A 21428-nucleotide genomic window follows, 5' to 3' on the forward strand; every position below is an offset into this window, starting at 1 on the left:
ATGGTCGAACGGGAGGCGGGCCATATCGACCTGCCCGACGAGCCGCAGCTGCCTTTGCGACGGGTGGTTGCATCGAGGCTGGGCCCCAACGCTGCGGTATCATCGCGGGCCATCCTCCTCACGGTTGCCACGTCCATGTCCGCCCGCACTGCTCGCAGTACCCTGCACTTGCCCCAAGGCGACTGGGCGACGGTGCTCGACTGCCTGTGTGCGCACTTCGAGGCGATCGATCGCGCCACCTGGACCGACCGCTTCGCCCGTGGTCGCGTGCTGGGTGCCGATGGCCAGCCGCTGGCGGCCACGCATCCCTATCAGGTCGGGCTGAAGGTCCATTACTTTCGCGAAGTGCCGGATGAGAAGCCGATCCCGTTCGAGGCGCAGGTGCTGCATCTGGACGAGCACCTGCTGGTCGCGGACAAGCCGCACTTCCTGCCGGTGATGCCGGCGGGGGAGTACGTCAACGAAACCCTGCTGGCGCGCTTGAGCAAGCAGATGGGCAATCCCGATCTGGTACCCATCCATCGCATCGACCGGCTCACCGCCGGGCTGGTGCTGTTTTCCACCAACCCTGAAAGCCGTGGCCGCTACCAGGCGCTGTTTCGTGAGCGGATGATCGACAAAGCGTACGAGGCCATCTGCCCGGCGTTGCCGCATCTCGAGTTTCCGCGCGTGGAGCGTCTGCATATGGTCGACGGCGAGCCGTTCTTCCTCATGAAGCGCGGTGAGGGCGAGCCCAACAGCGAGACGCGCATCGAGGTGCTCGAACGGCGGGGCGAGTTCTGGCGCTATGCGCTTTATCCGGTGACCGGTCGCAAGCATCAGCTGCGCCTGCAGATGGCGACGCTCGGTGCCGGTATCTGCAACGATCCCTTCTATCCCGACCTGATCGAACGCGGGCGGCGGGACCAGGACGACTACGCCAACCCGCTCAAGCTGCTGGCGCGCGCGCTGTTGTTTCGCGACCCGCTGACCGGCGAGGCTCGGCAGTTCGAGAGCCGTCTGCAGCTGGACTGGTGAGCTCGCCGGCGCCATTCCGGTCAAGTGCAGCGCTACCAGCGACCCCACCAACCCACGCCATGGCAAGCATCCGGTCACCCTGACCGCACCTTCGCCGCTGGGCTCAGTCGATATCGATAACGCCCCCTGCAAAGCGCCATCGCCATGCCTGAAGGTCCGTCGATCGTCATTCTCCGAGAGGAAGTAGCCCCGTTCACCGGCAAACGGATCGAGCGCGCCGAGGGCAGCGCCAAGCTCGACAAGGAGCGGCTGGTCGGGCAGACCGTTCATTCGTTCCGCAGCTGGGGCAAGCACTTCCTGATCGAGCTGGACGATGTCTCCCTGCGTATCCATCTGCTGCTGTTCGGCAGCTACCGGATCAACGAGCGCAAGGAGTCCACGCCGCGCCTGAGTCTGGGCTTTGCCAACGGCGAACTAAATTTTTACGGCTGCTCGGTGCAGGTCATCGAAGGGCTGCTGGATGAGGCCTACGACTGGAGCGCCGATCTGCTGAGCGATGCCTGGAATCCACGCGCGGCGCTGAAAAAGCTGCGGGCGCGGCCGAATCTGCTCGTCTGCGACGCGCTGCTGGACCAGACCCTGTTCGCCGGCTCCGGCAACATCATCAAGAACGAGGTGCTGTTTCGCATCCGCGTGCACCCGCTGTCGACCATCGGTGCGCTGCCTGCGACGAAGCTGCGCGAGCTGGTGGCCGAGGCGCGTCAGTACAGCTTCGACTTTCTCGAATGGAAGCGCGCCGGGGTGCTCAAGGCGCATTGGCTGGCCCACACGAAGAAGACCTGCCCGCGCTGCCAGATCCCCTTCACCTACGCCAAGGCGCTGGGCCGCAGCAAGCGACGCAGCTTCTACTGCGAGCGCTGCCAGAAGCGCTACGCCGACCCCGACGCCGGGCCGCCGGAAGCACCGCTGGAGGATGACGCCGACTGAGCCGGCCACCGGGGCGTCCCCGACAAGGGCACTCAGTAGGCCCCCGCGCCTGAGCGCAGGAGCCGGCGCGCCTTCGTATCAGACACTCAGCTCCGGGCGGTTCCGGAAGTGTTCGAGCGCCTCGGGGTTGGCCAGCGCATCGGTGTTCTTCACCGGCTTGCCATGCACCACGTTGCGCACCGCGAGCTCGACGATCTTGCCGCTGATGGTGCGCGGGATGTCCGGCACCGCGAGGATCTTGGCGGGCACGTGGCGCGGTGTGGTGTTGGCGCGGATGGTCTGGCAGATGCGGGTGCACAGGGCATCGTCCAGCGCGGCGCCGTCGCGCAACCGCACGAACAGCACCACCCGCACGTCGCCGTCCCACTCCTGGCCGATGGCGATGGATTCGAGCACTTCGTCGATCTTCTCCACCTGGCGGTAGATCTCGGCGGTGCCGATACGCACCCCGCCCGGGTTGAGGACGGCATCGGAACGGCCATGGATGATCAGGCCGCCGTGTTCGGTTTCCTCGGCGTAGTCGCCGTGGGCCCAGACGCCCGGGAAGGTTTCGAAGTAGGCGCTGCGAAACTTCTCGCCGTCGGCATCGTTCCAGAAACCCACCGGCATGGACGGGAAATGCCGCGCGCAGACCAGCTCGCCTTTCTCGCCCACGACCCGCCGGCCTTCTTCGTCCCAGACTTGCACGTCCATGCCCAGACCCTTGCACTGCAGCTCGCCACGGCGCACCGGCAGCACCGGGTTGCCGAGGGCGAAGCAGGACACGATGTCGGTGCCACCGGAAATCGAGGACAGGCAGACATCGGCCTTGAGGTCGCGGTAGACATACTCGAAGCTCTCGTGGGACAGCGGCGAGCCGGTGGACAGCACGCCCTTGAGCCGCTCCAGGCGGTGACTCTCGCGAGGTTTGACGCCGGCCTTTTCCAGCGCGGCGAGGTACTTGGCGCTGGTGCCGAACAGGCTGATCCCCTCGGCATCGATCAGGTCCATCAGGCGGCTGGCGCCCGGGTGAAACGGCGAGCCGTCGAACAGCACCAGGGTTGCGCCCAGGGCCAGCCCGGAGACCAGCCAGTTCCACATCATCCAGCCGCAGGTAGTGAAGTAGAACAGGGTGTCGTCCTCGCCCAGGTCGGTATGCAGGCCGTGTTCCTTGACGTGCTGCAGCAGCACGCCGCCGGTGCCGTGGACGATGCACTTGGGCACGCCGGTGGTGCCGCTGGAGTAGAGGATGTAGAGCGGATGGTCGAAGGGCACCGGGGTGAATTCCGGCTCGCCACCTGGCGCGTAGAAGTCGCTCCAGAGGGCGACCTTGGCCCCGGTCTGAAAGTCTTCGACGCGCGCTTCGGGGCGGGCGTAGGGGACCACGATCAGCTGCTGCAGCGAGGGCAGTTGCTGAAGGATCTCGTTGAGCTTGGCGGTGAGGTCGAGGGTCTTGCCGGCGTAGCGGTAGCCGGCGCAGGCGATCAGCACCTTGGGCTCGATCTGGCCGAAGCGGTCGATCACGCCCTGGGTGCCGAAGTCCGGCGAGCAGGACGACCAGGTGGCGCCCAGGCTGGTACAGGCGAGCATGCCGACGATCGTCTGCCAGGTGTTGGGCATGAAGGCGGCCACGCGGTCGCCGATGCCGACACCCGCCTCGCGCAGGCTGCGCTGCAGGCCGGCGACATGGGCCGCGAGTTCGGCATGGGTCAGGGTTTCGCGGCTCCCGTCTTCGGCGATCGCCACCAGCGCCGGGCGCTCGTCCCGTCGACGCAACAGGTGCTCGGCGAAGTTGAGCGTGGCACCGGGAAACCAGCGTGCGCTGGGCATCTGTTCGCCTTCTTCGAGCACGGCGGTGGCCGGCTGGGCGAAGCGGACCTCGAAGAAACTGGCGATGGCCTGCCAGAAGGCTTCGCGCTCGGCGACGCTCCAGGCATGCAGCGCGGCATAGTCGGCCAGGTCGAGGGCGTAGCGCTCGCTGACGAAGCGGCGAAAGGCGTCCATACGCGTCGCGGCGACGCGTTCGGGGGAGGGTGTCCACAGCGGTTCTTGCATGTCTGTCCTCGCGCTTACCGCCTGCGCGGCGGCGATGTTGTCAGGTTCGAGTTTAATGGGTTATCAGGGTTGCCGAAGCCTTGTGGCAGCGGCTGAACCCGGGGTCGTTGATGCCATATCTGAAGGGGGAGCTTGCAGCGCCCTTCGCGGTCAAGACCGCTCCCACAGGATCTGCGAACCGCCCGTGGATGCACACGGCCGTCACTGCGCCGTCCAGCCGCCGTCCATGCTCCAGGCAGCGCCGCGTACCTGGCTCGCGGCCTCGCTGCAGAGGAACAGCGTCAGTTCGCCCAGTTGCGCGGGTTCGACGAATTCCAGCGAGGGCTGCTTTTCGGCCAGGAGGTCGTGGCGGGCCTGCTCGGCGTTGCCGCTGGCCTGGGCGCGGCTGTCGATCTGTTGCTGGACCAGCGGCGTCAGCACCCAGCCGGGGCAGAGCGCATTGCAGGTGATACCGGTGGTGGCGGTTTCCAGCGCGACGGATTTGGTCAGGCCGACCAGCCCGTGCTTGGCCGCCACGTAGGCGCTCTTGTTCGCCGAGGCCACCAGACCGTGGGCCGAGGCGATGTTGACGATGCGCCCCCAGTTGCGCGCGCGCATGCCCGGCAGCGCCAGGCGGGTGGTGTGAAAGGCCGAGGTCAGGTTGATGGCGATGATCTGGTCCCAGCGCTCGACGGGGAAGGCCTCCACTGGCGCGACGTGCTGGATGCCGGCGTTGTTGACCAGGATGTCCACCGCGCCGAAGGTCTGCCCGATCACCTCGAACAGCGCCTCGATCTCCTCAGCGCGCGACACGTCGGCTGGATGATGGATCACGTTGCCGCCATGTTGCGAGACCTGCGCGACGGCAGCTTCGTTGTCCCCAAAGCCATTGAGCACCAGGTTGGCGCCCGCTTCGGCGAGCTTCAGCGCGATGCCAAGCCCGATGCCGCTGGTGGAGCCGGTGACCAATGCGGTCTTGCCTGTGAGGTTCATACCATTCTCCTGTGCTGCCCGCAGCAGCTTTCTTGTTGTCAGAGCCGTTCAGACGATGCCGGTGAGGTAATAGACCCCGATCACGAAAAACACCGCGACGGTGGCGATCAGCGTGATGCCGAAGATGTCCTTGTAGGCCTCGCGGTGGGTCAGTCCGGTGACCGCCAGCAGGGTGATCACCGCGCCGTTGTGCGGCAGGGTGTCCATGCCGCCGCTGGCCATGGAGGCAACCCGGTGCAGCACTTCAAGGGGGATATTCGCCGCATTGGCGGCAGCGATGAAGCTGTCCGACATGGCCGCCAGCGCGATGCTCATGCCGCCCGAAGCCGAGCCGGTGATGCCGGCCAGCAGGTTGACGGTGATCGCCTCGTTGACCAGCGGGTTGGGGATGCGCTCCAGCGCACCGGCCACTACGGCGAACCCGGGAAGGGCGGCGATGACCGCGCCGAAGCCATATTCGGAGGCCGTGTTCATCGCCGCCAGCAGCGAGCCGCCGACGGCGGTCTTGGTGCCTTCGGCGAGCTTGTTGCGCACGGTGCCGAAGGCGCTGACCAGCACCAGCAGGATGCCCAGCAGAAGCGCGGCCTGCACCGCCCAGATGGCGGTCAGCTGGGTGACGTTGGTCTGCAGCGGTGTCGCCATGCCGGCCAGCTGCAGCGTATGGCTCGGGCCGTACCACTCGGGAATCCAGCGGGTCAGCAGGAGGTTCGAAACGCCCACCAGCAGCAGCGGGGAGAGGGCGAGCCAGGGATTGGGCAGGCGGATGTCGTCCGGCGTTTCCGGCTCGTTGCGCAGCTCGGTGCCGTAGGTCTCGCCGGCGCGCTGGGCCTTGGCCAGCTGGCGCTTGAGGTAGAGCATGCCGAAGGCGAAGACGAACAGGGTGCCGATCACCCCCAGCCAGGGCGCGGCCCAGGCATTGGTGTTGAAGAAGGTGGTCGGGATGATGTTCTGGATCTGCGGCGTGCCGGGCAGCGCCGTCATGGTGAAGGTGAAGGCCCCGAGCGCGATGGTCGCTGGAATCAGCCGCTTGGGGATGCCGCTCTGACGGAACATTTCGGCGGCAAACGGATAGACCGCGAACACCACCACGAACAGCGACACGCCGCCGTAGGTGAGCAGCGCGCAGACCAGCACGATGACGAGCATGGCCTGGCTGGTGCCGAGCAGGCGGATCGCTGCGGCGACGATGGAGCGGGAGAAGCCGGACAGCTCGATGAGCTTGCCGAACACCGCGCCGAGCAGGAACACCGGGAAGTAGAGCTTGATGAAGCCGACCATCTTGTCCATGAAGATGCCGGTGAACGCGGGCGCGACGGCCGACGGGTCGGTGAGTGCCACGGCCCCCAGGGCGGCGATGGGTGCGAAGAGGATAACGCTGTAGCCGCGGTAGGCCGCCAGCATTAGCAGGGCAAGTGCGGCAAGGGCGATGAGAACGCTCATGGTGGTCTCCAGGCGCTGCGACGAACGATGGCTATGCCTGGTTGAACCGGGCAGCAGGTTGTCACAGCTGATCTTGTTGTTGTTTTGGATGCGGTTGGCCCGCGCCAGAGCCATAGCGAGTTCTATGCCATAAATGCAAGTCTTTGATTTATCTGGATTTTATTTTTCCTTGCGGTAATGGCTCGGCCCGTTTGTCTCGTTTTTGAGACAGTTCTGCAGGATTTCAAGCTGGATCTGGAATAAATAGCGGTCTGTCCGCTATCTCTTATTGGAGACTTGTCTCTTTAATGAGACTTGCACGGACATCGCTGACGATGCCCAGGGCGACCATCTTCTTGTACAGCGTCGAGCGGCCGAGCCCGAGGGTCGTGGCGGCGGCGGTGACGTTGCCGCCGTGTTCGGCCAGCGCCGCGCCGATCAGCTCGCGCTCGAACTGCAGGCGCGCCTGATGGAAGTTGTCGGTACGTATCGCCGGTTCGGTCCGGGCTGGCGCAGCCGGGCTCAGCGGCTCGATGCGGCCGATGGCGACGCGCACCGACGCCTCGTCCAGTTGTGCGTCGTCGCTCTGCAGGGCGGCCCGCTCAAGGACGTTGCGCAGCTCGCGGATGTTGCCCGGCCAGGCGTGCCGGCGCAGCAGGCCGGCCGCGGCCGGCGACAGCTCATGATGGCGCCGGCCGTCCTGCTGAAGCTCGTCGAGTATCGCTTCGCAGAGTGCCGGCAGATCGTCGAGGCGTTCGCGCAGCGGCGGCACCTCGATAGGCAGCACGTTGAGCCGGTAGTAGAGGTCGGCGCGAAAGGTGCCCTGGCGCACCGCCGCTTCGAGATCGCACGAGGTCGCCGCGATCACCCGCACGTCGCTGCGGATCATCTCGTTGGAGCCGACCGGCTCGAACTCCTTCTCCTGCAGCACGCGCAGCAGCTTGCTCTGCAACGGCAGCGGCATGTCGCCGATCTCGTCGAGAAACAGCGTGCCGCCCTGGGCGATCTGCAGCTTGCCGGCGCGGCCCTTGCGGTCGGCGCCGGTGAAGGCACCCGGCGCGGTGCCGAAGAATTCGGCCTCCAGCAGGGATTCCGGGATGGCGGCCGTGTTGATGCTGACGAACGCTTTGTGTGCCCGCGGCGAGGCGCTGTGGATGGCGTGGGCCAGCAGCTCCTTGCCGGTGCCGGTCTCGCCGAGCAGCAGCACCGATGAATCGGTTGCCGCGCTGCGCCTGGCGCGGCGCTTGACCTCCAGGCTCGCCGCGCTGGTGCCGATGAAGTGCGCAAAACTGTATTTGGCCTGGCGTGCCTGCAGCAGCGAGCGGGTCGAGGCGAGCTCCTCCTGCATGCTCTGGTAGCGGGTCAGCAGGGGCGAAAGCGCCTTCAGCTCGTCGAACAGGGCGAAGCCGATCGCCCCGATGATCTCGCCGACGTCGTCGCGGATCGGCAGGCGCATGACCACCAGCGGGTCCTTGGGCGCATCGAGCACATCCAGCAGCATCGGCGTCCCGCTGTCGACCACCTCGCGCAGCAGGCTGCCGGGAATCACGCTTTCGCAGGGCCGGCCGATGGCCTCGGCCGCGCTCTTGAGGCCAAAGCGCCTGGCATAGCGCTCGTTCATCCAGACGATGCGCGCCTCGCGGTCGACGATGATGGTGCCTTCGCTGGACTGCTCGACGATCTCGAACAGCGAGCGGATCGCCGCCAGCCGTACGCGGGGGTAATCCTTGAGGGAGTCGGCGTCGTTCATGGCGGTCCTCTGGTCGTCGGAGCAGGGCTTCATACCAGAAAGTAGAAGCCGCCGGCGATCACCAATCCGGAAAACACCAGGGTGATCAGGCAGTAGCCCATGATGTCCCGCGCGCCGAGCCCGGCGATACCCAGCAGCGGCAGGGCCCAGAACGGCTGGATCATGTTGGTCCAGGCGTCGCCCCAGGCGATGGCCATGGCGGTCACCTCCGGAGCCACTCCCAGCGCCGCGCCGGCCGGAAGCATGATCGGCCCCTGCACCGCCCACTGCCCGCCACCGGAAGGCACGAAGATGTTGACCAGCCCCGCGCTCAGAAAGGCCAGCACCGGGAAGCTGTCGGCCGACGACCAGGCGACGAAGGTGTCGGTCACCTGCCGGCCCAGGGAGATGCCCTCGGCGTTGGCGCCCACCATCATCCCCATGATGCCGGCGTAGAAGGGGAACTGGATGACGATTCCGCTGATGCCGCCGATGCTCTCCTGCACCGCGCGGGTGTAGCGCTCCGGGGTGCCGTGCAGCGCCAGCCCCGCGAACAGGAACAGCATGATCACGATGTTCAGGCTGAGCACGAAGCCACTGCTGGCGAAGTAGCCGACGAAGAAGATCACCGCCAGGGCCACGGTCAGCAAACCGAGGATGCGGCTGTCGTCCAGGCGCTGGGTGGCGGTCTCGCGGGGCAGCTCGGCGGGTTCGGGTTCGGCCAGCTGCACCGGGTCGGCTACCGTCGGCTGCTTGGGTTGCATCGCCCAGTTGAGCAGCGGCAGGCCCACCACCAGCACCGCGATGATGATCAGGTTGAACGGCGCGAAGAGCGTCTGGCCGACGCCGATCGGCGCGGTGATCACCCCGCCGCTCATGCGCTCCAGATCAGCGCCGCCGCTGGCCAGCGACAGGGGGATGGAGCCGGAGAAACCGCCGTGCCAGATGAGAAAGCCCGAGTAGGCCGCGGCCACCAGCAGCGGGTAGTCGACCCCGCGCACCTGGCGCGCCAGCGCCCGGGCGAACACCGCGCCGATCACCAGGCCGAAGCCCCAGTTGATCCAGGCGCCGGCCAGCCCGACCAGGGTCACGGTGATGATCGCCTGGCTCGGCGTGCGTGGTACCCGGGCCAGGCGATCGAGCAGACGGTTGACCATCGGTGCCCGCGCCAGGGCGTGTCCGGTGACCAGAATCAGTGCCATTTGCATGGTGAAGCTCAGCAGGTTCCAGAAGCCGTTGCCCCAGTGCGCGGCCATCGCCGGCAGGCCCTGGCCGGTGCTGAGCATGCTCGTGACGAGCACGATGAAGCTCAGCAGCAGCGCGAAGACGAAGGGGGAAGGCAGGAAGCGTTGCACCAGGTACACGCTCGCGCCGGTTATCCTGTTCAGCATGGTGTGATCCTCTGTTGTTCTTGTTGTCGATCGGTCGCATCGTCGGCGAGGGGTCGCCGCTTCGCTTATGAGTGCCGTGCTTGAGCGGCGTTCCTTGATGGAAGGTGGGTTCGATGAGGGACTGGTTACGTCTGTCGCTGCTGGGTCTGGCGTTGGTCTGCGCGCCGTCGCTGCAGGCCGCGTCGCTGTTGCCGCTGCGCATCGGCGAGGCGGTCATGCAGGTCGAATTCGCCGACACGGAAGATCAGCGTCGCCAGGGTCTGATGCACCGGCGCGAGTTGCCGCTGGAACAGGGCATGCTGTTTCGCTTTCCCGCGCTCGACACGCATTGTCTGTGGATGAAGAACACGCCGCTGCCCCTTTCGGCTGCGTTCATGGACGACCAGGGCCGCATCGTCGATATCCTCGACCTGCAGCCGCTGACCCTGGACATTCGCTGCGCGCGCCGCCCTTCGCGGTTTGCCCTGGAGGCCAATCAGGGCTGGTTCGAGCAGCGGGGCATCGCCATTGGCGACCGCGTCGAGGGCCTGCCGCCGGTGCGCTAGCACGATCAGTCACGAGCCAGCAGGGCACGGGCGACGCGCGAGCCGTTTTCCCGCCCCAGCACCTGGCTGATCCGCTGGCCGGCGGCGACCAGCTTCGGCATCGAGACGCCCGTTTCGATGCCCATGCCCTCGAGCAGGTAGAGCACGTCTTCTGTCGCCACGTTGCCTGTCGCGCCTTTGGCATAGGGGCATCCGCCGAGGCCGGCGACGGAGCTGTCGAACACCGAAATCCCTTCGAGCAGGCTGGCGTGGATGTTCGCCAGGGCCTGGCCGTAGGTGTCGTGGAAGTGCCCGGCGAGCTGCTCGCGCGGGATGTCGCGGGCGACCGTCTCGATCAGCCGTCGGGTGCTGCCGGCTGTGCCGGTGCCGATGGTGTCGCCGAGCGAAACCTCGTAGCAGCCCATCTGGTGCAGCTCCCGGGCGACCCAGGCGACCTGTTCGGGGGCGATCTCGCCGTCATAGGGGCAGCCGAGCACGCAGGAGACGTAGCCGCGCACCCGGATGCCCTCGGCCTTCGCGGCTTCCATCAGCGGCGCGAAGCGCGCCAGGCTGTCTGCAATCGAGCAGTTGATGTTCAATTGCGAGAAGCCTTCGGACGCCGCCGCGAACACCGCCACTTCCCGCACGCCCGCCGCCAGCGCCGCCTCGAAGCCTTTTAGATTGGGTGTCAGTGCGGCGTAGGTGACGCCCGGCCTGCGCGCGATCGCGGCAAACACCTCGGCGCTGCCGGCCATCTGCGGCACCCACCGGGGCGAGACGAAACTGCCGACCTCGATGTAGCGCAGGCCGGCGTCGGTCAGGTCATCGACCAGGCGCACCTTGTCGGCCACCGCGATGGGCTGGCTCTCGTTCTGCAGGCCATCGCGCGGCCCGACGTCGACCAGGCGTACCTGGCGTGGGAGATCGGCTGTCATTACGTGGTACTCCCTGGATAAAGGGGGTTATACGGTGGTGCTGGGAACGTTTCTTTGGGAGCGGTCGGGGCCGCCTCGTCTTGACCACGAAGTGTCACAGTCATCACTCGATCTCAACCAGGGCGGTCCCTTCGGCCACCATGTCGCCTTCGGCGCAGTGGACCTGCTTGACCACACCGGCAGCCGGGGCGCGGATGCTGTGTTCCATTTTCATCGCCTCCAGCACCACCAGCGCGGTGCCGGCTTCGACGCGCTGGCCGGCTTCGACCAGGACCCGGACGATGCTGCCGCTCATGGGCGCGGTCAGGCCGCCCAGGTGGGTGTGGCTGGCTTCGACGTCGGCGATGGGGTCGACGCGGGTGACGGCGTGCAGCTCGCCGTCCCAGTGCAGGTAGAGGGTGTCGTCCTGACGGATGGCCTGCCCGTGGGCTTCGTGAAGATTCGCGCCCTGACGGCCGACAAGGCGTGGCCGTACCTTCTGCCTGATGCCCTGACACGCCAGGTGCAGGTCGGCCTCGGCGGGCAGGCCGAGGCGCAGGCCGCTGGGTTGGTGCCAGGGCGAGTGGGGGTCGTCCGCTCTGACGCGGGGCGGTTCGCTGCACACCCAGGCGTCCGCGGCCCGCTGCCAGAAGCTTTGCGCCAGCTCGCTCGCCGGCGGCAGCAGTTCGGCTTCGTGGCGGGCGATGAAGCCGGTATCCAGTTCGGCGGCGGCAAAGGCCGGATGCGCCAGTACCCGACGCAGGAAGGCGAGGTTGGTGCGCACGCCGCCCACACGCATCTCGTCGAGCATCGCCAGCAGGGCGAGGCGCGCCTCTTCGCGGTTCTCGCCCCAGGCGATCAGCTTGCCGAGCATGGGGTCGTAGAACGGCGACACGCTGTCGCCCTCGCGCACGCCGCTGTCGATGCGACGCCCCGAGCCCGTCGCGGGCTCGCGGTAGAGATGCAGCGTGCCGGTGGCGGGCAGGAAGCCGTTGGCCGGGTCCTCGGCGTACAGGCGCACCTCGATGGCGTGGCCGTCCAGGCGTACTTGCGACTGCTCGATGGGCAGCGGCTCGCCTCGGGCGATGCGAATCTGCCAGGCCACGAGATCAAGCCCGGTGATCGCCTCGGTGACCGGATGCTCGACCTGCAGGCGGGTGTTCATCTCCATGAAGAAGAATTCGCCGCGCTCATCGAGCAGAAATTCCACCGTGCCGGCACCAACATAGCCGATCGCCTGGGCCGCCTTGACCGCGGCCTCGCCCATGGCCTTGCGCTGTTCGGGCGAAAGTCCCGGTGCCGGCGCTTCCTCCACGACCTTCTGGTGCCGGCGCTGGATCGAGCAGTCGCGCTCGTTCAGATAGAGGCAGTGGCCATGGCGGTCGGCGAACACCTGAATCTCGACATGGCGCGGCTTGAGCACGTATTTCTCGACCAGCATGCGCGCATCGCCGAACGAGGACTGCGCCTCGCGCTGGGCCGAGGCCAGGGCTTCGGCGAGGTCGGCTTCGCGCTCGGCGACCTTCATGCCCTTGCCGCCACCGCCGGCCGCGGCCTTGAGCAGCACCGGATAGCCGATGCGGGCGGCGGCCTCGCGAAAGGTGTCCAGGTCCTGGGCTTCGCCGTGGTAGCCCGGCACCAGCGGTACGCCGGCGGCCTCCATCAGCGCCTTGGCGGCGGACTTGCTGCCCATCGCCTCGATGGCCGATGCAGGCGGGCCGATGAATACCAGCCCGGCCTCTTCGCAGGCGCGGGCGAAGGCGGCGTTCTCCGAGAGAAAGCCATAGCCGGGGTGGACCGCCTGGGCGCCGCAGGTCCTGGCCGCTTCGATCAGGCGGTCGATGCGCAGATAGCTGTCGGCCGGCTTGGCTCCGCCCAGGTCATGGGCCAGGTCGGCCTCGCGCACGTGGCGGGCGTCGCGGTCGACGGCGCTGTGCACGGCGACGGTGCGAATGCCCAGCGCGCGGGCGGTGCGCATGATCCGGCAGGCGATCTCGCCGCGGTTGGCGATCAGCAGGGTGGTGATCATGGCGTCGCTCCTGAATGGTCATTGATGGTGTTCTTCAATGGGCATGTCGCGGTGTCCGGTTCTCCGCAGTCCTGCTCCTGGTCCTTCCGAGAGCGGAGGACGCCTGCCAGCGTGAGGGCTACCGCCACCGGCTAGCCTCCCGACTGCTCCCGCCAGTTCGGCGTGCGCTTCTCCAGAAAGGCGTTGAGCCCTTCCTGGCCTTCCGGGCTTACGCGAATACGGGCAATCGCGTTCTCGGTGTAGCGGCGCAGCGCGGGCGTCAGGACCCCGCTGCCCACTTCGCGCAGCAGATCCTTGGTGGCGCGCATCGCCTGGGGGCTGTTGAGCAGCAGGGTGTCGATCCAGCCGGCGACCTCGTCCTCGAGCTGGTCGGCCGGATAGCACTCGGCGAACAGCCCCAGCTGGTGGGCGCGTTCGCCGCTGAAGCGCTCCCCGCTCAGCGCGTAACGCCGCGCCGCACGCTCGCCGATGGCCTGGACCACGAACGGGCTGATCACCGCGGGCGCCAGGCCTATGCGCACTTCGGACAGGCTCAGCTGTGCATCGCCGGCGCCGATGGCCATGTCGCAGCAGGCGATCAGCCCCAGCGCGCCGCCGAAGGCCGCGCCATGGACCACCGCCAGCGTCGGCAGCTTGAGCCCATGGAGGTTGTGCATCACCTCGGCCATCTCGCGGGCATCGGTGAGGTTGGCGTTGTAGTCCAGGCGCGCCGACTGCTGCATCCAGCCGATGTCGGCCCCCGCGCAGAAGTGCTTGCCGCGCCCGCGCAGGAGCAGGAAGCGCAGGGACTTGTCGGCGTGTACCTGGTCCAGCGCCAGGATAAGTTCGCGGATCATCTCGGCGTCGAAGGCGTTGTGCTTGTCCGGACGGTCGAGCCAGAGGGTGGCGAAGCCGCGCGGGTCTCGTTCCAGTTGCAGGGTGTGGAAGTCGGTCATGGGGGTTCCTTTGGGCGGCGGGCATCACATGCGGAAGACACCGAACCGGGTCGGTTCGATCGGGGCGTTGAGGCTTGCCGAGATCGCCAGCGCCAGGACGTCGCGGGTCTGCGCCGGGTCGATCACGCCGTCGTCCCACAGCCGCGCGCTGGAGTAGAAGGCGTGGGCCTGGCGTTCGTACTGCTCGACGATGGGCTGACGGAGCCTGGCCTCGTCGTCTTCGGAAAAGACCTGGCCCGCCCGTTCGGCCTGTTCACGCTTGACCTGCACCAGCACCCCGGCGGCCTGCTGCGCGCCCATGACGCCGATCCGCGCGTTGGGCCACATCCACAGAAAGCGCGGGTCGTAGGCGCGCCCGCACATGCCGTAATTCCCCGCGCCGAAGCTGCCGCCGATGATCACGGTGAACTTGGGCACCTTGGCGCAGGCGACCGCGGTGACCAGCTTGGCGCCGTGCTTGGCGATGCCGCCGGCCTCGTACTTTTGCCCGACCATGAATCCGGTGATGTTCTGCAGGAACAGCAGCGGGATGCCGCGCTGGCAGGCCAGTTCGATGAAATGCGCACCTTTCTGCGCCGCCTCGGCGAAGAGGATGCCGTTGTTGGCGAGGATCGCCACCGGATAGCCGTGCAGGTGAGCGAAGCCGCACACCAGGGTGGTGCCGAACAGCGCCTTGAATTCATCGAACCCGGAGTCGTCGACGATCCGCGCGATCACCTCGCGCACGTCGAACGGTTGCTTGGCATCGACCGGGATCACGCCGTACAGCTCCTCGGCGGCATGGCGCGGCGGCCTGGGCGGCTGGGTCTGCAGCTGGCCCTGCTTGCGCCAGTTGAGGTTGGCCACGCAGCGGCGGGCGAGGGCGAGGGCATGCGCGTCGTTCTCGGCGTAATGGTCGGCCACGCCGCTGGTCCTGCAGTGCACCTCCGCGCCGCCCAGTTCCTCGGCAGTGACCACTTCGCCCGTCGCCGCTTTGACCAGCGGCGGGCCGGCGAGAAAGATGGTCGCCTGGTCTCGCACCATGATGGTCTCGTCGGCCATCGCCGGTACGTAGGCACCACCCGCCGTGCAGGAGCCCATCACCACCGCGATCTGCGAGATGCCCAGGGCGCTCATGTTGGCCTGGTTGTAGAAGATCCGACCGAAGTGCTCGCGATCGGGGAACACCTCGTCCTGGCGCGGCAGGTTGGCACCGCCGGAGTCCACCAGGTACAGGCAGGGCAGGCGGTTCTCCAGGGCGATGGCCTGGGCGCGCAGGTGCTTTTTGACCGTGAGCGGATAGTAGGTGCCGCCTTTGACCGTGGCGTCGTTGGCAATGACCATGCATTCGACGCCTTCGATACGGCCGATGCCGGCGATCAGCCCGGCCGCCGGGACGTCCTCGCCATAGACCTCATGGGCGGCCAGCTGGGCGATTTCGAGAAAGGGCGAGCCGGGGTCGAGCAAGGCGTCGATACGCTGGCGCGCCAGCAGCTTGCCACGGGCGGTGTGGCGCGCCTGCGTCTTCTCGCCGCCGCCCTGGTGCACCTGGCGCAGCACTTCGCGCAGGGCTTCCACCTGCCGGAGCATCGCTTCGCGGTTGGCAGCGAACTCGGCCGAGCGTGGGTTGATCTGGGTATTGAGGATCGCCATGTGGGCTCCCGTAGGGTGGAAAACCCGCGAAGCGGTTTTCCACCGGTGAGTCATTTGGTCTCGTTGAACAGCTCGCGTCCGATCAGCATTCGCCTGATCTCGCTGGTGCCCGCGCCGATCTCGTAGAGCTTGGCGTCGCGCAGCAGGCGGCCGGTGGGGAATTCGTTGATGTAGCCGTTACCGCCCAGGATCTGGATGGCCTCCAGCGCCATCTGCGTCGCGCGTTCGGCGCTGTAGAGGATCACCCCGGCAGCGTCCTTGCGGGTCGTCTCGCCGCGGTCGCAGGCCTGGGCGACGGCATAGAGATAGGCGCGGCTGGCGGCGAGCTGGGTGTACATGTCGGCGACCTTGCCCTGGATCAACTGGAACTCACCGATGCTCTGGCCGAACTGCTTGCGGTCATGGATGTACGGCACCACCACGTCCAGGCACGCCTGCATGATTCCCACCGGGCCGCCGGCGAGCACCACGCGTTCGTAATCCAGCCCGCTCATCAGCACCTTGACGCCGCCGTTGACGGCGCCGAGCACGTTTTCTTCGGGCACCTCGACGTCATCGAAGAACAGCTCGCACGTGTTGGAGCCGCGCATGCCGAGCTTGTCGAACTTGTTGCCGCGGGAGAATCCCGCCCAGTCGCGCTCGACGATGAAGGCCGTGATGCCATGGGCGCCCCTGTCCAGGTCGGTCTTGGCGTAGATCACGTAGGTGTTGGCGTCCGGCCCGTTGGTGATCCAGGTCTTGCTGCCGTTGAGCACGTAACGGTCGCCGCGCTTGTCGGCGCGCAACTTCATCGAGACCACGTCCGAGCCTGCGTTCGGCTCGCTCATCGCCAGGGCGCCGACGTGCTCGCCCGAGACCAGTTTGGGCAAGTAGCGCGCCTTCTGCTCGGCGGTGCCGTTGCGGTGGATCTGGTTGACGCAGAGGTTCGAGTGGGCGCCGTAGGAGAGGGCGACGGAGGCCGAACCGCGGCTGATTTCCTCCATGGCGATCACATGGGCGAGATACCCGAGGCCCGCGCCGCCGTAAGCCTCATCGACGGTGACACCGAGCAGCCCCATCTCGCCGAACTTCCTCCACAGGTCCATGGGGAACGCGTTGTCACGATCCAGGGCGGCGGCGCGGGGTGCGATCTCGCTGGCGACGAAGGCGCGGGTCTGTTCGCGCAGCATGTCCAGGGTTTCGCCGAGGGCGAAATTGAGGCTGGGATAGCTCATGGGGGCACCTTTGATTGTTCTTGTTCAGGTGATGGCTTCGGGGCTTCGGTCTGGCGTCAACAGGTCTCGGTTCGTGCCATGGCGGCGCGGCAGCGCTCCTCGGCGGTGTCCAGTTCCAGCTGCATCTGGCAAATGTCGAGCAGTTGCTGTTCGAGCTGTGCCCGGCGCTCGCCGATCTTCTGCAGGAAGGTCTCGAGCTGACGCTGGTTGCCGCTGTCCGGGTCGTACAGCTCGATCAGCTCCTTGCATTCGGCGAGCGAGAAGCCGATGCGCTTGCCGCGCAGGATCAGCTTGAGCGTGACCCGGTCCCGCGCCGAGTAGATGCGCTCCTGCCCGCGCCGTTCGGGGCTCAGCATCCCCTGTTCCTCGTAGAAGCGGATGGTGCGCGGGGTGATGTCGAGCTCGCGGGCGAGGTCGGAGATACTGTAGCTCTGCGCCATGTCGGCTCCGTCGTGCTTTACCTTTACGTTAACGTAAGCCTGCCGTCGGAGCGCTGTCAACAGCCGGTCAGGCCGTCAATCCAGAGGCAGTTCGGTGGTGCGCTTCACTTCGCTCATGGCGATGTGGGAGTGAGCTTCCTGGACATGGGGGCGTTGCAGCAGGTGGTCGCGCAGGAAGCGCTCATAGCTGTCGATGTCCCGCGCCACCACCTTGAGCAGGTAATCCGAGGCGCCGGCCATGGTGTGGCATTCGAGCACTTCGGGGTAGCCGACGATGGCCGCCTCGAACTCGGCCAGGTTGTTGCGCCCATGGGCCGAGAGCTTGATGTCGACGAACACGGTCATCGAGAGCCCCAGGCGCTTGGGGTTGAGCAGGGCAACCTTGCGTTCGATCAGCCCCTCTTCCTGCATACGGTGGATTCGGCGCCAGCAGGGCGACTGGGACAGTTCGACCTTTTCAGCGATCTCGGCAGCGGAGAGGTCGGCGTTGTGTTGCAGCAGCATGAGGATCTTTCGATCGAGGTTGCTCAGCGGGGTCTGCATGTTTGATTCCGTTTTATTGTTGTTGGTGGATTGTTCATGCGCGTCTTTACGTTTCTACAGCAAAAGTAGAAAGAAAATCGCTCTTCGTCACGGCCATGCTTGAGATCAGTGCACGCCGTGCTGGGCGATCCCCGCCGGCGCAAAGGCGGGTGGCCGACCGGGCCGCCCCGACTCCGATAACAACAAACAGGAGCGCCCCATGTCTCTTGCCGAGATCAGCCTGGACGACAAGTACCGGCTTGCGACCGGACACCTCTACCTCACCGGCACCCAGGCGCTGACCCGCCTGCCGATGCTGCAGAAACAGCGCGACACGGCCCATGGCCTCAATACCGCCTGTTTCATTTCCGGCTATCGCGGCTCGCCCCTCGGTGGGCTCGACAAGAGCCTCTGGGAAGCGCGGGACTTCCTCAAGGAACACCACATCCACTTCCAGCCAGGTGTCAACGAAGAACTCGGTGCGACGGCGGTGTGGGGTAGCCAGCAGACCAACCTGTTCCCGGGCGCCAAATACGACGGCGTGTTTGCCATGTGGTACGGCAAGGGGCCGGGGGTCGATCGCTGCGGCGACGTGTTCAAGCACGGCAACTCGGCCGGCGTCTCGCGCCACGGCGGCGTGCTGCTGCTGGCCGGCGACGACCATGGCTGCAAGTCTTCGACCATCGCCCACCAGAGCGAGCACGCCTTCATCGCCGCGTCGATCCCGGTGCTCAACCCGGCCAACGTCCAGGAGATCATCGACTACGGCATCATCGGCTGGGAGCTGTCGCGCTACAGCGGCTGCTGGGTCGCGCTCAAGACCATCGCCGAGAACGTCGACTCCTCGGCCGTGGTGGACGTCGACCCGCTGCGGGTGCAGATCACCCTGCCCACCGACTTCGAGCTGCCCGAAGACGGCGTGCACATCCGCTGGCCCGACCCGCCGCTGCAGCAGGAAAAACGCCTCAACGTCTATAAGATTTACGCCGCGCGGGCGTTCGCCCGTGCCAACAACCTCAACCGCGTGATGCTCGATTCGCCCAACCCGCGCCTGGGCATCATCACCACCGGCAAGTCCTACCTGGACGTACGCCAGGCGTTGGATGACCTGGGGCTGGACGACCAGCTCTGCGCCCGGATCGGCCTGCGGGTGCTCAAGGTCGGCATGAGCTGGCCGCTCGAGCCGGTCTCGGTGCATGAGTTCGCCGAAGGGCTGGACGAGATTCTGGTGGTCGAGGAAAAGCGCAGTATCATCGAGGATCAGGTCACCGGGCAGCTCTACAACTGGCCGGTGGGCAAGCGCCCGCGGGTGGTCGGCGAGTTCGACGAGCAGGGTGCCTCGCTGCTGCCGAACCTCTCGGAACTGACCCCGGCGATGATCGCCCGGGTGATCGCCAAACGCCTCGCGCCGATCTACACCAGCGACAGCATCCAGGCCCGCCTGGCCTTCCTCGCCGCCAAGGAAAAAGCGCTGGCCGAGCGCGGCTACGATACCGTTCGCACCCCGCATTTCTGTTCCGGCTGCCCACACAACAGCTCGACCAAGGTGCCCGAAGGCAGCCGCGCCATGGGCGGCATCGGCTGCCACTACATGACCCAGTGGATGGACCGCAGTACCGAAACCTTCACCCAGATGGGCGGCGAGGGGGCCACCTGGATCGGCCAGGCGCCCTTCACCGAAACGCCCCATGTGTTCCAGAACCTGGGCGACGGCACCTACTTCCACTCCGGCCAGCTGGCGCTGCGCGCAGCGGTCGCGGCGGGCGTCAACATCACCTACAAGATCCTCTACAACGACGCGGTGGCCATGACCGGCGGCCAGCCGATCGACGGCGAGCTGCGTGTCGACCAGCTCAGCCAGCAGGTCTTCGCCGAGGGCGTGAAGCGCATCGCGCTGGTCAGCGACGAGCCGGACAAGTACCCGACCCGCGAGACCTTTGCGTCGATCGTGACCTTCCATCACCGCCGCGAGCTTGAAGCCGTGCAGCGCGAGTTGCGCGAGTTCAAAGGCGTCTCGGTGATTATCTATGACCAGACCTGCGCCACTGAGAAGCGTCGCCGTCGCAAGCGCGGCAAGCTGGCCGACCCGGCCAAACGCGCCTTCATCAACCCGGCCGTGTGCGAAGGCTGTGGTGACTGCAGCGTCAAATCCAACTGCCTGTCGGTGCTGCCGTTGGAAACCGAGTTCGGGCGCAAGCGCGAGATCGACCAGAACGGCTGCAACAAGGATTTCTCCTGCGTCGAAGGGTTCTGCCCGAGCTTCGTCACCGTGCATGGCGGCGGTTTGCGCAAGCCCGAAGCCGTCGGCACCAAGGCGTTGTTCGTGGCATTGCCCGAACCTCGTCTGCCGAGCCTTGAGCGCCCCTGGAACATTCTGCTGCCGGGTGTCGGCGGCAGCGGCGTGACCACCGTCGGCGCGCTGCTGGGCATGGCGGCGCACATCGAAGGCAAGGGCTGCACGGTGCTGGACCAGGCCGGCCTTGCGCAGAAGTTCGGCCCGGTGAACACCCACATACGTATCGCCGCCCGGCAGGACGACATTTATGCCGTGCGCATCGCCGCCGGCGAGGCCGACCTGCTGCTCGGTTGCGACCTGGTGGTAGCCGCCGGTGAGGAGGCACTGGCCAAGCTCAACGAACAGATCAGCCACGCGGTGATCAACAGCCACGAATCGGCAACCGCCGAGTTCACCCGCAACCCCGACGCCCACGTCCCGGGCGCGGCCATGCGCGAGGCGCTGATCAGGGCCGTTGGCCAGCAGAAGATCCACTTTATCGACGGCACTCGCCTGGCCACCCGGCTGCTTGGCGATACCATCGCCACCAATCTGTTCATGCTCGGTTTCGCCTACCAGAAGGGGCTGGTGCCCGTCACCGCCCAGGCGCTGGAAAAAGCCATCGAACTGAACGGCGTAGCCGTGGAGTTGAACAAGCAGGCATTTCTCTGGGGCCGTCGCGCCGCACATGACCAGCAGGCGGTGGAGAAGGTCGCCGCGCCGAACGTACTCGCCGAGCCGCGCTGCGAAACCCTCGACGAGGTCATCGCCTACCGCGTCGAGTTCCTTACCCGTTACCAGAACGCGCGTTATGCCGAGGGCTATCGCGAACTGATCGAACGCGTGCGTGCGGCCGACAGCGATGCGGACAAGGCGTTGACCGACGCGGTTGCCCACAGCTACTTCAAACTGCTCGCCTACAAGGACGAATACGAAGTGGCGCGCCTCTACAGCGACGGCGACTTCGTGCGCCAGCTCCAGGCGCAATTCGATGGCGACTACCAGCTGCAATTCCATCTTGCCCCGTCCTGGCTGAGCAAGCCCGACCCGGTCACTGGCGAGCCGCGCAAGCGCACCTTCGGCCCCTGGATGCTCAAGGCCTTCGGCGTGCTCGCCGGTTTCCGCTTCCTGCGGGGCACGCCGCTCGATCCGTTCGGCTACGGCCACGACCGCAAGCTCGAACGCGAGCTCATCGCCGACTACCGGAATACCGTCGAGCACCTGCTGGGCCAGCTGCGCCCGGACAACTACCGCACCGCCGTGGCCATCGCCGCGATGCCCGAACAGATCCGCGGCTACGGTCCGATCAAGGAGCGCGCGGTGGCCAAGGTGCGTCAGCAGCGAAAGGTGCTCATGGAGCAGCTCGAGCGTGGCGACGAGGTCCAGCCGGTCCGGTTGTTCCAGCCGGCGGCCTGAGAGCCGTAGGGCGGGTGAAACCCGCCGTTGCAGGGCGC

General features: G+C 66.7%; 16 protein-coding genes. 4 read left to right on the plus strand and 12 right to left on the minus strand.

The genetic code is table 11. The features are described 5' to 3' along the window. Positions 1-135 precede the first annotated feature (135 nt). Positions 136-1017: a pseudouridine synthase gene (locus G7026_RS21075; protein WP_181073093.1), complete on the plus strand. Its 882-nt coding sequence runs from the start codon at positions 136-138 to the stop codon at positions 1015-1017. Positions 1018-1161: 144 nt separating this feature from the next. Further along, on the plus strand, positions 1162-1944 hold the full coding sequence (locus G7026_RS21080; protein WP_181073021.1) for a DNA-formamidopyrimidine glycosylase family protein: 783 nt from the start codon (positions 1162-1164) through the stop codon (positions 1942-1944). A 78-nt stretch (positions 1945-2022) separates the two neighbouring features. Here G7026_RS21080 and G7026_RS21085 read toward each other — a convergent pair whose 3' ends face one another. The 5 genes from G7026_RS21085 to G7026_RS21105 form a co-directional block, all read right to left on the minus strand. Continuing rightward, positions 2023-3978 (minus strand): acetoacetate--CoA ligase, encoded by a 1956-nt coding sequence (locus G7026_RS21085; protein WP_181073022.1) that lies wholly within the window; start codon positions 3976-3978, stop codon positions 2023-2025. A gap of 201 nt (positions 3979-4179) precedes the next feature. Then, positions 4180-4950: a 3-hydroxybutyrate dehydrogenase gene (locus tag G7026_RS21090; RefSeq protein WP_181073023.1), complete on the minus strand. Its 771-nt coding sequence runs from the start codon at positions 4948-4950 to the stop codon at positions 4180-4182. A 48-nt stretch (positions 4951-4998) separates the two neighbouring features. After that, the gene (locus tag G7026_RS21095) at positions 4999-6390 is read right to left on the minus strand and encodes a GntP family permease (protein WP_181073024.1); all 1392 of its coding nucleotides are present in this window, start codon (positions 6388-6390) and stop codon (positions 4999-5001) included. A gap of 265 nt (positions 6391-6655) precedes the next feature. Beyond that, the gene (locus G7026_RS21100) at positions 6656-8119 is read right to left on the minus strand and encodes a sigma-54 interaction domain-containing protein (protein ID WP_181073025.1); all 1464 of its coding nucleotides are present in this window, start codon (positions 8117-8119) and stop codon (positions 6656-6658) included. A gap of 29 nt (positions 8120-8148) precedes the next feature. Next, complete coding sequence (locus tag G7026_RS21105; protein ID WP_181073026.1) at positions 8149-9489, minus strand: short-chain fatty acid transporter; 1341 nt, start codon at positions 9487-9489, stop codon at positions 8149-8151. Between the two features lie 113 nt (positions 9490-9602). Between G7026_RS21105 and G7026_RS21110 the strand changes: the two genes are divergently transcribed. Then, on the plus strand, positions 9603-10034 hold the full coding sequence (locus tag G7026_RS21110; RefSeq protein WP_181073027.1) for a DUF192 domain-containing protein: 432 nt from the start codon (positions 9603-9605) through the stop codon (positions 10032-10034). Between the two features lie 5 nt (positions 10035-10039). On the opposite strand, the gene G7026_RS21115 is transcribed toward G7026_RS21110, so the two are convergent. The 7 genes from G7026_RS21115 to G7026_RS21145 all read right to left on the minus strand — a co-directional run bounded on the left by G7026_RS21115 (position 10040) and on the right by G7026_RS21145 (position 17720). Continuing rightward, a complete protein-coding gene (locus G7026_RS21115) occupies positions 10040-10948 on the minus strand; it encodes a hydroxymethylglutaryl-CoA lyase (protein ID WP_181073028.1) in 909 nt (302 codons plus the stop codon). 103 nt (positions 10949-11051) lie between these two features. Then, positions 11052-12956 carry an acetyl/propionyl/methylcrotonyl-CoA carboxylase subunit alpha gene (locus G7026_RS21120; protein ID WP_181073029.1) on the minus strand — a complete coding sequence of 635 codons (1905 nt, stop codon included), beginning with the start codon at positions 12954-12956 and terminating at the stop codon, positions 11052-11054. 131 nt (positions 12957-13087) lie between these two features. After that, on the minus strand, positions 13088-13891 hold the full coding sequence (locus G7026_RS21125; RefSeq protein ID WP_181073030.1) for a gamma-carboxygeranoyl-CoA hydratase: 804 nt from the start codon (positions 13889-13891) through the stop codon (positions 13088-13090). A 24-nt stretch (positions 13892-13915) separates the two neighbouring features. Beyond that, positions 13916-15523: a carboxyl transferase domain-containing protein gene (locus G7026_RS21130; RefSeq protein WP_181073031.1), complete on the minus strand. Its 1608-nt coding sequence runs from the start codon at positions 15521-15523 to the stop codon at positions 13916-13918. A gap of 50 nt (positions 15524-15573) precedes the next feature. Beyond that, complete coding sequence (locus G7026_RS21135; protein WP_181073032.1) at positions 15574-16737, minus strand: isovaleryl-CoA dehydrogenase; 1164 nt, start codon at positions 16735-16737, stop codon at positions 15574-15576. Between the two features lie 56 nt (positions 16738-16793). Next, entirely contained in the window at positions 16794-17177 is a 384-nt protein-coding gene (locus G7026_RS21140) for a MerR family transcriptional regulator (RefSeq protein WP_181073033.1), read from the minus strand. 75 nt (positions 17178-17252) lie between these two features. Continuing rightward, complete coding sequence (locus G7026_RS21145) at positions 17253-17720, minus strand: Lrp/AsnC family transcriptional regulator (RefSeq protein WP_181073034.1); 468 nt, start codon at positions 17718-17720, stop codon at positions 17253-17255. Positions 17721-17919: 199 nt separating this feature from the next. On the opposite strand from G7026_RS21145, the gene G7026_RS21150 reads away from it, so the two are divergent. Then, entirely contained in the window at positions 17920-21390 is a 3471-nt protein-coding gene (locus G7026_RS21150) for an indolepyruvate ferredoxin oxidoreductase family protein (protein WP_181073035.1), read from the plus strand. The last annotated feature ends 38 nt before the right edge of the window (positions 21391-21428 follow it).

The sequence above is a fragment of the Stutzerimonas azotifigens genome (assembly GCF_013522725.1).
Taxonomy (GTDB): domain Bacteria; phylum Pseudomonadota; class Gammaproteobacteria; order Pseudomonadales; family Pseudomonadaceae; genus Stutzerimonas; species Stutzerimonas azotifigens_A.

What these genes read in the sequence shown, in the direction of transcription:
- G7026_RS21120 (WP_181073029.1), bottom strand. Translation starts at nt 12,956, where the DNA reads ATGATCACCACCCTGCTGATCGCCAACCGCGGCGAGATCGCCTGCCGG.
- G7026_RS21105 (WP_181073026.1), bottom strand. Translation starts at nt 9,489, where the DNA reads ATGCTGAACAGGATAACCGGCGCGAGCGTGTACCTGGTGCAACGCTTC.
- G7026_RS21085 (WP_181073022.1), bottom strand. Translation starts at nt 3,978, where the DNA reads ATGCAAGAACCGCTGTGGACACCCTCCCCCGAACGCGTCGCCGCGACG.
- G7026_RS21150 (WP_181073035.1), top strand. Translation starts at nt 17,920, where the DNA reads ATGTCTCTTGCCGAGATCAGCCTGGACGACAAGTACCGGCTTGCGACC.
- G7026_RS21135 (WP_181073032.1), bottom strand. Translation starts at nt 16,737, where the DNA reads ATGAGCTATCCCAGCCTCAATTTCGCCCTCGGCGAAACCCTGGACATG.
- G7026_RS21110 (WP_181073027.1), top strand. Translation starts at nt 9,603, where the DNA reads ATGAGGGACTGGTTACGTCTGTCGCTGCTGGGTCTGGCGTTGGTCTGC.
- G7026_RS21115 (WP_181073028.1), bottom strand. Translation starts at nt 10,948, where the DNA reads ATGACAGCCGATCTCCCACGCCAGGTACGCCTGGTCGACGTCGGGCCG.
- G7026_RS21140 (WP_181073033.1), bottom strand. Translation starts at nt 17,177, where the DNA reads ATGGCGCAGAGCTACAGTATCTCCGACCTCGCCCGCGAGCTCGACATC.
- G7026_RS21090 (WP_181073023.1), bottom strand. Translation starts at nt 4,950, where the DNA reads ATGAACCTCACAGGCAAGACCGCATTGGTCACCGGCTCCACCAGCGGC.
- G7026_RS21075 (WP_181073093.1), top strand. Translation starts at nt 136, where the DNA reads ATGTCCGCCCGCACTGCTCGCAGTACCCTGCACTTGCCCCAAGGCGAC.
- G7026_RS21145 (WP_181073034.1), bottom strand. Translation starts at nt 17,720, where the DNA reads ATGCAGACCCCGCTGAGCAACCTCGATCGAAAGATCCTCATGCTGCTG.
- G7026_RS21125 (WP_181073030.1), bottom strand. Translation starts at nt 13,891, where the DNA reads ATGACCGACTTCCACACCCTGCAACTGGAACGAGACCCGCGCGGCTTC.
- G7026_RS21095 (WP_181073024.1), bottom strand. Translation starts at nt 6,390, where the DNA reads ATGAGCGTTCTCATCGCCCTTGCCGCACTTGCCCTGCTAATGCTGGCG.
- G7026_RS21100 (WP_181073025.1), bottom strand. Translation starts at nt 8,119, where the DNA reads ATGAACGACGCCGACTCCCTCAAGGATTACCCCCGCGTACGGCTGGCG.
- G7026_RS21130 (WP_181073031.1), bottom strand. Translation starts at nt 15,523, where the DNA reads ATGGCGATCCTCAATACCCAGATCAACCCACGCTCGGCCGAGTTCGCT.
- G7026_RS21080 (WP_181073021.1), top strand. Translation starts at nt 1,162, where the DNA reads ATGCCTGAAGGTCCGTCGATCGTCATTCTCCGAGAGGAAGTAGCCCCG.